Genomic DNA, 14,171 nt, shown 5'->3' with positions numbered 1-14,171 from the left:
GGGTATGTGTCCGGACGTAAAGCGCGATTTGTGCCGCTGAGCGAGACCCGCGCTGTGTGTTCCGGCCCGCACGCGGCGTAAATCGTGCAGTCCGGACGCGTGCCCCCGGAGGGGGACCCGGCAACAACCCGCACGTACGAACCGGGCCCCGCCCAAGACAACCCACGGCCCCTCGCCGGGAGGCAACCCGCACGTACCCACCGGGCCCAGCCCAAGACAGACCACCGCCCCCGGCCAGCACCCGCAGGCCCGCACCGGGCCCCGCCCAAGACAAACCCACGGCCCCCGTCGGGAGACAGTTACGCCCAGAGTTGGCCCTGGAGGCGTTCAATCGCCTCTTCCGTCGTCGCCGCCGTATAAACCCCCGTCGACAGGTACTTCCAGCCGCCGTCCGCGACAACGAACGCGATGTCCGCCTCCTCACCCGCCCGGAGGGCCTTGCGGCCGACGCCGATCGCCGCGTGGAGGGCCGCGCCGGTGGAGACGCCGGCGAAGATGCCTTCCTGCTGGAGGAGTTCGCGGGTGCGGGTGACCGCGTCGGCCGAGCCGACGGAGTAGCGGGTGGTGAGGACGGACGCGTCGTACAGCTCGGGAACGAAGCCCTCGTCGAGGTTGCGGAGGCCGTAGACGAGGTCGTCGTACCGCGGCTCGGCCGCGACGATCTTGATGTCGGGGACGTGCTCGCGGAGGTAGCGGCCGGCGCCCATGAGCGTGCCCGTCGTGCCGAGGCCCGCCACGAAGTGGGTGATGGAGGGGAGGTCGGCGAGGATCTCGGGGCCGGTGGTGGCGTAGTGCGCGCCCGCGTTGTCGGGGTTGCCGTACTGGTAGAGCATCACCCAGGAGGGGTTCTCCGCGGCGAGTTCCTTGGCGACCCGTACGGCCGTGTTGGAGCCGCCCGCCGCGGGGGACGGGACGATCTCCGCCCCCCACATGGCGAGCAGGTCGCGGCGCTCCTGGGAGGTGTTCTCCGGCATGACGCAGACGATGCGGTAGCCCTTGAGCCTGGCCGCCATGGCGAGCGAGATGCCGGTGTTCCCGCTGGTGGGCTCCAGGATGGTGCAGCCCGGGGTGAGGCGTCCGTCCTTCTCGGCCTGTTCGACCATGTGGAGCGCGGGCCGGTCCTTGATGGAGCCGGTCGGGTTGCGGTCCTCCAGCTTGGCCCAGATCCGTACGGTGTCCGAGGGGGACAGCCGCGGGAGCCGGACGAGGGGCGTGTTGCCGACCGCCGCCAGCGGGGAGTCGTACCGCATCAGGCCGTGTGCGCTTCGAGTGCGCCGCCGGCGACGGCCGGGAGGATGGTGACGGTGTCGCCGTCGGCGAGCTTGGTGGAGATGCCGTCGAGGAAGCGGACGTCCTCGTCGTTGAGGTACACGTTCACGAAGCGGCGGAGCTGGTTGTCCTTGGCGGGGTCGATGAGCCGCTCCTGGATGCCCGCGTGCCGGGTTTCGAGGTCGGCGAAGAGCGCCGCGACGGTGTCGCCGGTGCCGTCGACCGCCTTGGCGCCGTCGGTGTAGGTGCGGAGGATGGTCGGGATGCGGACCTCGATGGACATGGCATGGGCTCCTGTCGGGAGGTGTCGTGTCGGACGCGCGGCTGGGCCCCCCGCGCGGGGGGTGAGGAGGGGTGGTGCTGTTCGCGGATCGCGTGCGGCGGGCCGTGCCCGGGGCCGTGGCTCAGCCGGCGGCGCTGTCGGGACAGATGGCACTGGCGAGGCGGCACAGGTCGACGTGCAGCCGCGCGACGAGCAGCGGGGTGCTCGGCGTCTTGTCGCTCACGTCGATGGAAACCATGCGGTCATCGTATCGATTCCCGGTCACCGGCCGGATAGGGGTTCTCGGATGGCGGACGGTGGGTGGTCGGATGGTGGACAGGGGTGGAGGCAGGGGTGGAGGGCAAGGTGGCGGCGGGGGTCAGACGATCCGCACTTCCTCCTCGGTGACCTCGCCTTCGAGGATCCGGTACGAGCGGAACTGGAACGGTCCGGCGCCGTCGGTGTCCGCGGTGGAGACGAGGACGTAGTGGGCGCCCGGCTCGTTGGCGTAGGTGATGTCCGTACGGGACGGGTACGCCTCGGTCGCGGTGTGCGAGTGGTAGATCACGACCGGTTCCTCGTCGCGGTCGTCCAGGTCGCGGTAGAGCTTGAGCAGGTCCGTGGAGTCGAACTCGTAGAACGTGGGCGAGCGCGCGGCGTTGAGCATGGGAATGAACCGCTCGGCCCGGCCGCTGCCGGCGGGTCCGGAAACCATGCCGCACGCCTCGTCGGGGTGGTCGGCGCGGGCGTGGGCGACGATCTGGTCGTGCAGGGCCTGGGTGATGGTCAGCATGGGGAAAATATAAGCAGCCCGTCGGCGAATCGGCCGGGGCGCGTCGTCGCGAGCGTACGGCCGCCCGCGTGCGTGCGCCCCGCGGAGACTCTCTGTGAGGGGGGCCGGTCGTTACGTCCGGGTTCAGTCCAGCGGGAGATCCGCCAGCATCACCGCGTACACCGGGGAGTCCGGGAAGGGCTGACGGGCACCGACCTTCCGGAATCCCCACGCCTCGTAGAGAGCCTGGACACGGGGGTGGCCAGTATCGACCAGCAGAACCACGAGGTCCTCGTCCCGGTCCTCCAGGAGCGCTCTCGTCACCAATTCCGCCATCCCGGTCTTCCGCCACTTCGTCCGCACGGCCAGCTCGGAGTAGGAGAACGTCCTGCTCCGCGTTGGGGCCGGATCGAGGTGCTCGCGCCACCATTCACGCTGCGGAGTCGACGGGGCTCCGTACGCGAAGGCCACGGCCTCGTCGCCGTCGAAGGCGATCACGCAGGCGAAGTCGGGGTGGCCGCCCCAGTGATCCACGAACCAGGGAAAGCGCTGGTTGAACTCCTCTTCCATCGCCTCGGCATAGGCATCGGCGTGCACGTCGATCAGCGCCTGGCGGATCTGCGGAAGGTCGTCGTGCCTGAAGCGTCGGACATCCAGCTCGGCGGCGCTCAAGCTCGGCTCCATTCAGATCGGTACCTGTCTCCCCACTCTCGGGCGACTCCCGCGTCCGGCGCAAGGGAGATCAGGGCCCGGTAGTAGTCGCCGAGGAGCGACCGCATCCGCCCCGGGACCGGGGATCCGGCCATCAGCCCGAAAACGCTGGACGCTGTGGCGCACGCCTGGTCGATGTCCTGCTGGTGAAGCTGGGCCAGGGCCAGCCGTGTAGTGGCAAGGGCCCGGTTGCGACGGAACTGTTCCGGGATGCTGGCCAGGGCCTTGTGAGAGGCAGCCTCGGCCTCCACGGCATCACCGATGCCGCCTCGGACGATGGAGGTGATGGCGGCCAGTTCGGCGGGCCCGTAGAAAGCCACCCAGCTCGGACGAGGCCGCACCCCTGCCTTGCCCAGCGCCTCTTGGGCGTGGCCCAGGGATCGTAGTGCGGCGTGGCGCTCGCCCAGGGTGGAGTGTCCGACGGCCGTACGCGCGTGAGCCAACGAGGCGAAGAGTGGGTCCCGTTTCGTGATCGCGGTGGCCTGGGCGGCCAGTCCGGCGTCCACAGCCTCCGTGCGCTCTCCACGCTGGTGGGCCAGCATCGCGTACGAGTTCCAGACCCTCAGCTCCACCACGTGGTCCTGGCCCATCCCCGCGAGGTACAGGGCACGGGCCAGAAGGGGCCTGTGCACGGTCGGACTGCCGGGCGTCGATGGCACTCCAGGCCGCCGTGGCGGTGTAGTCGGCCGCCACGCTGAAGAGCCTCTTCCGGACGCGCTGTGTGGCGCTGAGCTTCTGCTTTTCCAGAGCCTCGGCGGCGCCGGCCAGCGCCGCCCGCTCAAGGCCGTCATGGCCGCCGCGACTGTTGTCCAGTTCCATCAGGGCATCCAGTCCGCTGCGGAGGCGGATGACATCGGAGGTGCCGACCTGGGGAGAAGCACCGACGAACGACGCCGCCGCGGCGGCGGTCGTGCCACTGGCAGCAGCGAGAAAAGTTCTGCGCCTCACCGGGTCCTCCGGAGGAGTTAAAAGGTGCTGTCGTACCGCCGGCGGGCTGAAGCCCAGCTCATCCGCGTTGCAGCTGAATACTGCCTCCAGCGCCTCGCGTTGCCGGGAGTGGGGCCACCTCGTCTTCCCGGTCAGCCAGTTGCGGACTGTGCGGTCGCTCACCGTGCCCTCGTGACCGGCGCCGATCAGGCGGGTGTTCACGGCATCGGCCAACTCGTTCTGGGTGAAGCCGCGCTCATGCATGGCGCTGCCGAGGCACTCGTTCCCCTCCATGGTACGGAGCAAGCACCTCGCGCAGTGCGGGCCCGTACGAGCGGGACGCTCTCTTCGGTCAGGTCCATGTGCCCCGTCACAGCCAGCGTCGTCATGCGCGTACCCCTCACAACTCGACAGCAGATCGCGAATGCTGTCCCGGACTTCTCGGGCCATATGCTGCCGCCGCGATGTCTGGGTACGCTCGGCGTCATGATTCGCGCTGTGATCTTCGATGTCGGCGAATGCCTCGTGGACGAGACCACCGAGTACAGCACCTGGGCCGACTGGCTCGGCGTCCCCCGGCACACCTTCCACGCCATGTTCGGAGCCGTCATCGCTCAGGGCCGCGACTACCGCGAAACGTTCCAGGAGTTCCGGCCCGGCTTCGATCTGAACGCCGAGCGCCAGGCCCGAGCGGCGGCGGGGAAGCCGGAACACTTCGACGAGGCTGACCTGTATCCCGACGTCCGCGACACGTTCACCGCCCTCCGCGAGGACGGACTGTGGGTGGGCATCGCTGGAAACCAGACCATTCGCGCGGGGAAGCTGCTGCGAGAACTCTTCTCCTCCGATGTCGACATGATCGGCACCTCTGACGACTGGGGCGCCTCGAAACCGGACCGCGCCTTCTTCGACCGTGTCGCCGAAGTGGTGCCCGCCGGGGTCAACGAGATGCTGTACGTCGGTGACCGTGTCGACAACGACATCCGCCCAGCCGTCGCCGTAGGCATGTACACCGCCCTTGTCCGTCGCGGCCCTTGGGCGACGGTCCAATGGAACACCGAGGAGGCCGAGAAGCTGCCGACCTTCCGGGTCGGAAGCCTCCTCGAACTCTCGGGAGTGGTCAGGGAGTTCAACGAGCGAGGGCGCTGACCGTCGTTGACCAGCCGTACAGCCGATCGTCCAGGTCGCGCACGCACCGCTCGTGCTGGTGCGACGCGAGAGCGCGCCGCACCTCTCGCACCCGGTCCATGCCCATCGCGTACCACGTGCGCTCCAGTTGGTCGAGCGCACGCACGACATATCGGCACGCGGCCTCCGGGTCCCCGGCCGCAGCCTCCACCGCGGCGAGGTCACCAAGGATGACGGTGGTCTGCTTCTCGTCGGACGGGGCGAGCGCACCGAGAACTCCGAGGAGCGTGGTGCGCGCCTGTGGCAGATGCCCCGCGCGCAGCTGAGTGTTGCCCTTGAACGCGGCCAGCCTCACCGGGGAAAACCAGTCGAGCCACGAGGGTGACTCGTGCTCGCCGCCGCGAGCCAGGGTGTCCTCGGCGTGCCCGATCAGGTTCAGCGCCGTCCTCGTGTTCCCGCAGCGGGTCTCGCACTCGGCCTCCACCGCGTCCAGCCATGCCAGCAACTCGACCGATGCGGAACCCCGACGGGCGTAGGTACGTGCTGCCACCATCCGCTCAACGGCCGCGTCGCGCTCACCCGCCCACGCGGGGATGAACGCGGTGTGTGCGAGTACCGCCGCACCCAGCAGCACATCGTCGGCCTCACCTGCGGCCTGGAGCGCGCGGAGCAAGGTCTGTTGTGCGCGGTCGGCGTCACGCAGGTCGAAGAATTCGATCCGCCCGGTGAGCAGCCACGTCTCGGCGAGGGCCGCGGCGATCCGGGCGCGGGTTTGACCTGCGGCCTCTGGCAGTAGCGCGCAGCCGAGGGTGGCGTGAGCAAGGGCGGCCGGGTGGAGGTTGGCCGGTGCGACAGACCAGTACAGCCGACGGTGCGAGCGAGTGACGGCCTCGTAGTCGTCGGCTGCGGTCGCCGGCTGCATGGCGATGGCCTGGGTGGGCACGGTGGCGAGACCAACGGCGGCAGCTGTGGCCGCGAGACCGGTACGGCGCCCACGGTCCGCGGTCACGCCCTCTGGCGGAGTGAAGCCAAGCGATTCGAGCCCCTGGGCCAGAAGCCGCGTGAGGGCCTGTCCCACCTCGGCCTGCGGCCACGGCGGTGTGGCGGATTCCCAGCGGCGGACCTGCCGGACCCCTACCCCGAGGGCATCGGCGAGGTCCTGCTGGGACGAGTAACCGGCGGCGATCCGGGCTGCCTTGAGTCGGGCGTTGCCTGCGGGAGTACTCACAGCTGCTCCTTCGTAACGGTGCTCTGCGGCAAGTGTCCAGGCGAGCCCTGCGTTTGGCTACCTGTCACCCGTTCAGTCGACCAGAAGCCCTCTTTGTGGCGCTCAAAAGCCCGTTAGAAGTCCTCGGTTTCAATTCGACAGAGGGCCAGTCTTGTTCACACCTCATCGCCTGCGTCAAGGAGCCCACGATGCCGCCGCCCTCGTTCACTTCCGCATGCACGCTGTTCGACGCCGGAGGCATGTGGGATGCCGTCCGCGTACCGCGCCGTGTTGGCCTCGCCGCGATGACGATTCTCGGTCCTCGGTGCGGGGGCGTCGTGGACGACGAGATGAACTCGGTCGTCTACTACTTCGTTCCCGTGGGAACGGCGGCGTCATGGGAAGTGGCGGCCACGCGCGCCCTCGGTGCAGGCGCGTCGGTGGCAATCCCGTCGAACCGGCGGACGGCGGGGCCGGGCCCGTACTGGCGGATGTGCCCGGGCGAGAAGGGATGGCTGACGGAGCCGCGCGCTCCAGGCAGCGCTGGAAGACTGTATGACCACCACCCTCCACGGAACGCCCCTTGTGGTGCTGGAGACCTTTGCCCTGCCGGACCTGAATGGCTTGGCCGAGGACAAGGCTCGTGGCGCCGAGTGCCTGTGGTGTCCCGCTCGGCTGACCGTCGATGCCGTTGTCGACCTCGGCAAGCGCGAGACCGCGCCCGGCCGGTGTGTCTTCCCCAGGGCCTGCCCGCCCTGCACCGCAACCGCCGCCCACCGGGCGCTGCTCGACCACGGCGGGCGATGCGAGCAGTGCGCCGACGAGGCCGCCGAATGCCCGGTCGGACGGGGGCTGTACCGGCTCATCAGAACCGGTCGCCGAGGCCAGGGCGACGCCCGGTGATCTGCGACCGCTGCCACAGGCCAATCCGGCCCGGCGAGCCATACGTCACGGCGGTGATCGAGACGGGATCGGGTGCCGCGCCGGACATTCACCTCCACTTCGTGTGTCCTCGCCCCACCGACGACCGCCCCGGCAAGCCCTCCACCGACCGAACGCACCGATAGCGGACCATCCACCGTCCCGACCCGGCCGCCATCCCCCGTCGACACCTGCCGGGGCTCCTCACGTACCAGGAGAAGGAAGTTGAAACGAACGACCCGCCGCAAGGCCGCCGACACCGCCTGGGGATTCGGGGTCACCGTGTGCTGCCTGCTCATCGCCCTCGGACTCATCCTCGCGACCCGCGCACAGTGACCAACCGCGACCAAGTCCACGACCAGAAACGCGTCATGGTCGCGGTGCTCGCCACCGGCCTCACCCTCCTCGCCTGTCTCGCGGCCACCGCGGCCCTCGCCGTCGCACTGGCCGTCGAAGCCACCCCTGGCCCCGGTCCTTGACCACACGCGGACAGACCTGGCCAGCATCAGAAAATAGTAGGCATGGCGGCACGCGAAGGCCCCGGGCCTGTGGATAACAGGGGCCGGGGCCTTCACGCATGGGGGTATGGGGGTACGGGGGTCTGGTGGGGTGCTGGGTTACTCCGCCGGTGCGTAGGCCGGGTCGGGGAGTTTCGCTTCCGTGCTGCCGCCGCGCTTCAGCGCGTACCAGCCGATCCCCAGGACGGCGGCCCAGACGGCTCCCACGTACAGCGAGACCCGCGCGTCGTCGTCGAGCGCGATCAGGACGGTGACGAAGAGCAGGAAGAGCGCCGCGACGTAGCTGAAGAGCGCGCCGCCGGGGGCCGGGAAGGACGAGCCCGGCAGGGTGCCGAGGCGGACGGCGCGGCGGTAGCGGATGTGGCTGAGCAGGATCATCATCCAGGTCCAGATGCCGGCCGCGGTCGCCACGGACGTGACGTAGCCGAACGCCTTCTCCGGGACGATGTAGTTGAGGATCACGCCGACACCCATGAGGGCGACGGAGACGGTGATGCCGATGGCCGGGGTCCTGCGGGAGTTGAGCAGCCCGAAGATCTTCGGCGCCTCGCTGTTGGCGGCGAGGTTACGGAGCATCCGGCCGGTGGAGTACATGCCGGAGTTGCACGAGGAGAGCGCGGCGGTCAGGACGACGAAGTTGACGATGCCGGCCGCGAGGGGGATGCCCATCTTCTCGAAGGCGTAGACGAAGGGGCTGACGCCCGCCGAGAACTCGGTCCATTTGACGACCGAGAGGATGACCAGGAGCGCGCCGACGTAGAAGACGATGATCCGCCAGGGCAGGGTGTTGATGGCCTTGGGGAGGGTCTTCTCGGGGTCCTCGGACTCGCCGGCGGTGACGCCGACCAGTTCGACGGCGAGGTAGGCGAACATGACGCCCTGGAGGGTCATCAGGCTGGAGCCGATGCCGTTGGGGAAGACTCCGTGGTGCGACCAGAGGTTGGCGGCGGTGGCGGTCTCGCCGGCGTCGGAGAAGCCGAGGGTGAGGACGCCGAGGCCGATGACGATCATGCCGATGATCGCGGTGACCTTGATCATCGAGAACCAGAACTCGACCTCGCCGAAGATCTTCACCGAGATCAGGTTGACGCCGAAGAGCACCACGAGGAAGACGAGCGCGCTGACCCACTGCGGGATGCTCGGGAACCAGAAGTGGATGTAGATGGCGGCTGCCGTCAGCTCCGCCATGCCGGTGACGACCCACATCAGCCAGTACGTCCAGCCGGTGACGAAGCCGAAGAAGGGGCCGAGGAACTCGCGGGCGTACTCCGCGAAGGAGCCCGAGACCGGCCGGTACAGGAGCAGCTCGCCGAGTGCCCGCATGATGAAGAAGATCACGACGCCGGCGAGGGCGTACATGAGGATGATGCTGGGGCCCGCCTTGGCGATGTTCGCCCCGGCGCCCATGAAGAGGCCGACGCCGATGGCGCCGCCGATGGCGATCATCTGGACCTGGCGGCTGCCGAGTCCGCGCTCGTACTCCTCTTCCGGCGGGGTGCCGCCGGAGGGGCGGCCGGCGGTGCCGTCGCCCCCGTACTCCGTGTCGACCTTCGCTGAGGTCATGGTCGTGCTGCCTTTCTCCACACCGGTCCGCGCGCCGTTTCGTCGGCCGCGGACCAGTTCCTGATCCCCCCGGATATGGATGGAGTGCCACCGGCGGTCAGCCGGGGAAGGCACCCCCGGGGACAGGGGTGGCGTCCCCGGGGGGACGAGAAGATTTATCACGGTCGCAACAGCCATCCACGGGCGATTCTGTGACGTACCGCACGAGAAAATTCAGACAAAACACCCCCGAGGCAAGAAAAGCCTCGGGGGTGGTAACGGGATTGTTATCCCGAATTGAGCATTATCTGAGGATATGGAGACCGAGAAATGGGGCGCTTACGGCATCAGCGTCTCGACCAGTGTCTCCTGGAGCGCCCCGAGCCAGAGGTACGCCATCACCATCGGCTTGCGCGGGTCGGAGTCGGGCAGCCGGTACAGCTCGCCGCCCTCGTCCTCGTCGGTGACCTCAAGCCGGGTGCCGATCGTCAGACGGAGGTCGTTGAGCGCGCCGAGCCAGTGCCGGCAGTCCTCGGGGGTGAGCTTGAGGACGGCGCCGTTCTCGCCGGCGGCGGTGACGGCGTCCAGCGTCCGTACGAGCGCCATGCCGTCCTCGCGCTTGCGGTCGCGCAGGTCGTTCTCCGTGAACCGGCGGAACTCCGAGGAGTACTCGCGCAGTTCGTCGTCGCCGTTGCCGTACGCGTCCGGGAAGAGCCGGGCCAGCGCCGGGTCGGCGGGCGGCTCGCTGGGGCCGGGGGCGAAGAGCTGGGCGAGCGGGTCCTCGCCCTGGGCCGGTTCGTCGCCGGGGCCCAGCAGCTCCAGCAGCTGGACGGCCAGGGAGCGCAGGATCGAGATCTCGACCTCGTCGAGCGCGACGGCCGCGCCGCCGCCCGGGACCGCCTCGAAGTGCCCGGCCATCAGTTGCGGTCCTGGGAGAGGGTCGCCCAGAGTCCGAAGCCGTGCATCGCCTGCACGTCGCGCTCCATCTCCTCGCGGCTGCCGCTGGAGACGACCGCGCGGCCCTTGTGGTGGACGTCGAGCATCAGCTTGTGCGCCTTGTCCTTCGAGTAGCCGAAATAGGTCTGGAAGACATACGCCACATAACTCATGAGGTTGACCGGATCGTTGTGGACGATCGTCACCCACGGCACATCGGGTTCGGGGACGACGAAGGTCTCCTCTGCCGATTCGGGGCGTTCGATCTCAGTCGGAGCGACACTCACGGTTGGGGACGACCTTCTTCTCTGCCGGGACATTCTGTCGGGTGTGCGGGGGGGGTGCACGGGCGTGCACGGGCATGCGCGTTATGCGGCGGTGTGCCGGAATTCACAGGCCCACCCGTCCCATGCTGCCACCCGCGACGGCGTGTCGCACAAACGCCGGACAGAAATCGTCACTCTGACGAATATTCGGGGGTAGCATCTTCATATGAACACTGCGGACCTTGGGCTGCCGGTGGATGTTCCGTCGACCGCCCTCTTCACCGATCAGTACGAGCTGACGATGCTCCAGGCGGCACTCCGTGCCGGAACGGCCGATCGCCGCTCGGTCTTCGAGGTCTTCACCCGGCGGCTGCCCGAGGGGCGCAGGTACGGGGTCGTGGCCGGCACCGGGCGCGTGCTGGACGCCGTGGAGAACTTCCGCTTCGACTCCGACGTGCTGGGCTTCCTGCGCGACCGGGACATCGTCGACGCGCCCACCCTGGACTGGCTCGGCTCGTACCGCTTCCGCGGTGACATCTGGGGCTACCCGGAGGGCGAGGTGTACTTCCCCGGCTCCCCGATCCTGCGGGTCGAGGGCTCGTTCGCCGAGTGCGTGCTGCTGGAGACCGTGATCCTGTCGATCCTCAACCACGACTCGGCGATCGCCGCGGCGGCCTCCCGGATGGCGGCGGCGGCCGGCGGGCGCCCGCTGATCGAGATGGGCGCGCGCCGTACGCACGAGCTGGCCGCGGTCGCGGCGGCGCGGGCCGCGTACGTCGGCGGCTTCGACACCACCTCCGACCTGGCGGCGGGGTTCCGGTACGGCATTCCGACCGTGGGTACGAGCGCGCACGCGTTCACGCTGCTGCACGACAGCGAGAGCGACGCCTTCCGGGCCCAGATCGACTCGCTCGGCCGGGGCACGACGCTGCTGGTCGACACGTACGACGTGGCCGAGGCCGTCCGTACCGCCGTGGAGATCGCGGGCCCCGAGCTGGGGGCCGTCCGGATCGACTCGGGGGATCTGCTGCTGGTCGCCCACCGGGTACGGCAGCAGCTGGACGACCTGGGCGCGGTGAACACCAGGATCGTGGTCACCTCCGACCTGGACGAGTACGCCATCGCCTCGCTCGCGGCGGCACCCGTGGACGCGTACGGCGTCGGTACGCAGCTGGTGACCGGCAGCGGGCACCCGACCTGCTCGATGGTCTACAAGATCGTCGCCCGGGCCGCTTCGGCCGACCCGAAGGCCCCGCTGCACCCCGTGGCGAAGAAGTCCCTGGGCGGCAAGACCTCGGTCGGCGGGCGCAAGTGGGCGGCGCGCCGGCGGGACGCGGACGGATACGCGGAGGCCGAGGTGATCGGCACCGGGCCGGTGCCGCCGGAGCTGCTGGACCGGCAGCTGCTGGTGGAGCTGGTCAAGGGCGGCGAGATAGTCGCGCGCGAGCCGCTGGACGCCGTACGCGCGCGCCATGTCGCGGCCCGGGCCGGGCTGCCGATGTCGGCGATCCAGCTATCGCGCGGGGAGCCGGTGATCCCGACCGAGTACGTGTGAGCGAGCGCGTTGACGACACGTCGGCCGAGCCCCTCGCGTGCGGGCGCGCGGCGTGTCTAGGCTCGAAAGTGACCGTCCGTCCCCCCACTACCGAAGGAAAATCGTCATGCACCGCGCATTGATCGTCGTGGATGTTCAGAACGACTTCTGTGAGGGCGGCAGCGTCGCGGTGACGGGGGGTGCCGAGGTCGCCGCCGCCATCACGGATCTGGTCGGCCGGGCCACCGCCGGGTACCGGCATGTGGTCGCCACCCGCGACGCCCATATCGACCCGGGCGCCCACTTCGCCGTTCCCCCGGCCGTACCGGACTTCGTCGACAGCTGGCCGGTGCACTGCGTCGCCGGTACGGAGGGGGTGGGCTTCCACCCGAACTTCGCGCCGACCGTCGCCTCGGGGGCGATCGAGGCGGTCTTCGACAAGGGCGCGTTCGCGGCGGCGTACAGCGGCTTCGAGGGCGTGGACGAGAACGACGAGCGGCTGGCGGACTGGCTGCGGGACCGCGAGGTCACCGAGGTCGACGTGGTCGGGATCGCGATGGACCACTGCGTCAGGGCCACGGCGCTGGACGCGGCCCGCGAGGGCTTCACCACGCGCGTCCTGCTCGATCTGACGGCCGCCGTGGCGAAGGAGACCACGGAACGGGCGCTGGCGGAGCTGCGCGCGGCGGGCGTGGAGCTGACCGGGACGCCGGTCCTGGCGTCGTAGCGGGCCACGAGGACCGTCGACCGTCGCCCCCGTGAGGACCGTCGACCGTCGCCACCGTAACGAGCGCCGGCGGCCGGGTACACGTTCCGTGCCCGGCCGCCGGTGTACGCCCGCGCGTCAGCCGGCGCGCGTCAGCCGGCGCGCGTCAGCTGCCCATGACCTGCTTGCGGAAGTCGGCCATCGGCATGGTGTCGGCCTCCTTCGGCAGCGTGATCGCGTTCTTCTCGCCGAACTTCCCGTACGTGGTGGAGCTGGTCCTGCCGTCCCGCGTCGAGTCCATCCTCAGCAGGTACGGCGTGCCCTCGGCGGCCACGTGGTACGTGTCGGACGTGGTGCCGACCGACATCGTGAGCGCCACCGTCTCCTGGCCGCCGACCTTGCCGTTCTTGTCCTTGGCGAACTTCGCGCTCTCGTCGATGCGGTAGTACGCGTCGCAGCTCTGGCCGGCCTCGCTGGCGACGTACACGTCGGCGAGCTTCGGCGGCACGGTGATCTTCTGGCCGGTCTGTTCGACGCTCGCCGCGAGCAGGGACGCGCTGATGTAGTTCTTGCCGTCCTTGCAGTACATCTCACCGGCCCCCTCGGCGCCGGACGACTTCATGCGCAGCCCCTCGGCGGGGTCCGACCAGGTCTCCTGGGTGCCGCCGCCGAGGGCGGTGGAGGAGCCGGAGGCGTGGAAGGCGGTGGCCTTCATGGCCTTGTTGACCTCTTTGACGAGGTCACCGGCCTTGTCGTAGGAGGCCGCGTTCTTGCCGGAGCCGCTCCCCGAGCCGCTGTCGGAGCTGGTGCAGCCGGTCACGGCGGCCAGCAGCGCCGCCGTGACGATCAAGGGGCGGAGCAGCGTGGCCGGACGGTGGATGTGACGCACAGGTGATCCCCGGGTTCCTGTCAGTGACGATTTGCTGGTCGGCGGGACAACCTAGCAACCCGGAGCGGGGGATCCTAAACCAGCCGCGCGAGGGGAACGTCCGTACGCCTGCCGAGCGGTGCCGGGCGGTGTGCCCGGGCCGGGGTGCCGGTCAGGGCCCGTATCGGCTGCCAGAGCTGCTCCAGACACGCGGGGGCGGTGCGCCAGAGCAGTCCGTCGGGGTGGTGCAGGACGGCCGTGATCTCGTCCGGCGTCGGCGGTTCCGCGTTGCCGCGCAGATAGACCGACCGCAGTCCGTTGTTCCGCAGCCGGGTCAGGGCGCGGGCGCGGTTCGCCGCGTGGACCAGCACGCGTACGCTCCCGTCGGCCGCCGGTCCCGGGGTGCCGGTCCGGGGTCTGGGCAGGGTGAGCGCGACCACCACCGTGCCGTTCGGGAGTCTGCTGAAGCCTCCGCCTGCCATCGTCTTCATCTCCGCCGTGAGACATCGTGTCAATAAGGGATCCGTAGGACGCACCTAAACACGATCGGCCGCCGCCCGCTAGGGGGCGACGGCCGATCACGGCTTTGACCTGGGATTACTCC

General features: G+C 69.5%; 17 protein-coding genes. 5 read left to right on the top strand and 12 right to left on the bottom strand.

Annotated elements, in window-relative coordinates:
* Positions 1 to 299: 299 nt before the first annotated feature.
* The 6 genes from AB0389_RS25100 to AB0389_RS25075 form a co-directional block, all read right to left on the bottom strand.
* Positions 300 to 1,250, bottom strand: coding sequence for a cysteine synthase (locus tag AB0389_RS25100; protein WP_366397722.1), 951 nt, complete (start codon positions 1,248 to 1,250; stop codon positions 300 to 302).
* Positions 1,250 to 1,552, bottom strand: coding sequence for a MoaD/ThiS family protein (locus AB0389_RS25095; protein ID WP_366397721.1), 303 nt, complete (start codon positions 1,550 to 1,552; stop codon positions 1,250 to 1,252). Before AB0389_RS25095 ends, AB0389_RS25100 begins: the two co-directional genes overlap by 1 nt.
* A gap of 121 nt (positions 1,553 to 1,673) precedes the next feature.
* The gene (locus tag AB0389_RS25090) at positions 1,674 to 1,790 is read right to left on the bottom strand and encodes a putative leader peptide (protein WP_331461589.1); all 117 of its coding nucleotides are present in this window, start codon (positions 1,788 to 1,790) and stop codon (positions 1,674 to 1,676) included.
* Between the two features lie 120 nt (positions 1,791 to 1,910).
* Positions 1,911 to 2,324: a M67 family metallopeptidase gene (locus tag AB0389_RS25085; RefSeq protein WP_366397720.1), complete on the bottom strand. Its 414-nt coding sequence runs from the start codon at positions 2,322 to 2,324 to the stop codon at positions 1,911 to 1,913.
* 123 nt (positions 2,325 to 2,447) lie between these two features.
* Positions 2,448 to 2,987 carry a GNAT family N-acetyltransferase gene (locus tag AB0389_RS25080; protein WP_366397719.1) on the bottom strand — a complete coding sequence of 180 codons (540 nt, stop codon included), beginning with the start codon at positions 2,985 to 2,987 and terminating at the stop codon, positions 2,448 to 2,450.
* Positions 2,972 to 3,646, bottom strand: coding sequence for a hypothetical protein (locus tag AB0389_RS25075; protein WP_366397718.1), 675 nt, complete (start codon positions 3,644 to 3,646; stop codon positions 2,972 to 2,974). The genes AB0389_RS25080 and AB0389_RS25075 overlap by 16 nt, the downstream gene beginning before the upstream one ends.
* Before the next feature lie 781 nt (positions 3,647 to 4,427).
* On the opposite strand from AB0389_RS25075, the gene AB0389_RS25070 reads away from it, so the two are divergent.
* On the top strand, positions 4,428 to 5,090 hold the full coding sequence (locus AB0389_RS25070) for an HAD family hydrolase (RefSeq protein WP_366397717.1): 663 nt from the start codon (positions 4,428 to 4,430) through the stop codon (positions 5,088 to 5,090).
* Here AB0389_RS25070 and AB0389_RS25065 read toward each other — a convergent pair.
* On the bottom strand, positions 5,071 to 6,297 hold the full coding sequence (locus AB0389_RS25065) for a helix-turn-helix transcriptional regulator (protein ID WP_366397716.1): 1,227 nt from the start codon (positions 6,295 to 6,297) through the stop codon (positions 5,071 to 5,073). The genes AB0389_RS25070 and AB0389_RS25065 overlap by 20 nt on opposite strands.
* Before the next feature lie 534 nt (positions 6,298 to 6,831).
* On the opposite strand from AB0389_RS25065, the gene AB0389_RS25060 reads away from it, so the two are divergent.
* Positions 6,832 to 7,179 (top strand): hypothetical protein, encoded by a 348-nt coding sequence (locus tag AB0389_RS25060; protein ID WP_366397715.1) that lies wholly within the window; start codon positions 6,832 to 6,834, stop codon positions 7,177 to 7,179.
* 350 nt (positions 7,180 to 7,529) lie between these two features.
* Positions 7,530 to 7,676, top strand: a complete 147-nt coding sequence (locus tag AB0389_RS25055) for a hypothetical protein (RefSeq protein ID WP_366397714.1) — start codon at positions 7,530 to 7,532, stop codon at positions 7,674 to 7,676.
* A 138-nt stretch (positions 7,677 to 7,814) separates the two neighbouring features.
* On the opposite strand, the gene AB0389_RS25050 is transcribed toward AB0389_RS25055, so the two are convergent.
* From AB0389_RS25050 to clpS, 3 genes are all read right to left on the bottom strand, one after another.
* Positions 7,815 to 9,161, bottom strand: coding sequence for an amino acid permease (locus tag AB0389_RS25050; protein WP_366397734.1), 1,347 nt, complete (start codon positions 9,159 to 9,161; stop codon positions 7,815 to 7,817).
* A 435-nt stretch (positions 9,162 to 9,596) separates the two neighbouring features.
* Positions 9,597 to 10,175: a DUF2017 domain-containing protein gene (locus tag AB0389_RS25045; RefSeq protein WP_366397713.1), complete on the bottom strand. Its 579-nt coding sequence runs from the start codon at positions 10,173 to 10,175 to the stop codon at positions 9,597 to 9,599.
* Positions 10,175 to 10,513 (bottom strand): ATP-dependent Clp protease adapter ClpS, encoded by a 339-nt coding sequence (gene clpS, locus AB0389_RS25040; protein ID WP_366397712.1) that lies wholly within the window; start codon positions 10,511 to 10,513, stop codon positions 10,175 to 10,177. The genes AB0389_RS25045 and clpS overlap by 1 nt, the downstream gene beginning before the upstream one ends.
* 172 nt (positions 10,514 to 10,685) lie before the next feature.
* Between clpS and AB0389_RS25035 the strand changes: the two genes are divergently transcribed.
* Positions 10,686 to 12,014, top strand: coding sequence for a nicotinate phosphoribosyltransferase (locus AB0389_RS25035; RefSeq protein WP_366397711.1), 1,329 nt, complete (start codon positions 10,686 to 10,688; stop codon positions 12,012 to 12,014).
* 106 nt (positions 12,015 to 12,120) lie between these two features.
* On the top strand, positions 12,121 to 12,720 hold the full coding sequence (locus tag AB0389_RS25030; RefSeq protein ID WP_366397710.1) for an isochorismatase family protein: 600 nt from the start codon (positions 12,121 to 12,123) through the stop codon (positions 12,718 to 12,720).
* 145 nt (positions 12,721 to 12,865) lie between these two features.
* Here the strand turns inward: AB0389_RS25030 and AB0389_RS25025 are convergent, their stop codons facing one another.
* Complete coding sequence (locus AB0389_RS25025; protein ID WP_366397709.1) at positions 12,866 to 13,588, bottom strand: hypothetical protein; 723 nt, start codon at positions 13,586 to 13,588, stop codon at positions 12,866 to 12,868.
* A 74-nt stretch (positions 13,589 to 13,662) separates the two neighbouring features.
* Positions 13,663 to 14,049 (bottom strand): hypothetical protein, encoded by a 387-nt coding sequence (locus AB0389_RS25020; protein ID WP_366397708.1) that lies wholly within the window; start codon positions 14,047 to 14,049, stop codon positions 13,663 to 13,665.
* Positions 14,050 to 14,171 lie beyond the last annotated feature (122 nt).

The organism is Streptomyces sp. NPDC093109 (assembly GCF_040701725.1).
Lineage (GTDB): Bacteria > Actinomycetota > Actinomycetes > Streptomycetales > Streptomycetaceae > Streptomyces.
The sequence above is the reverse complement of the archived record's forward strand: the minus strand, read 5'-3'. Positions and strand labels throughout refer to the sequence as shown.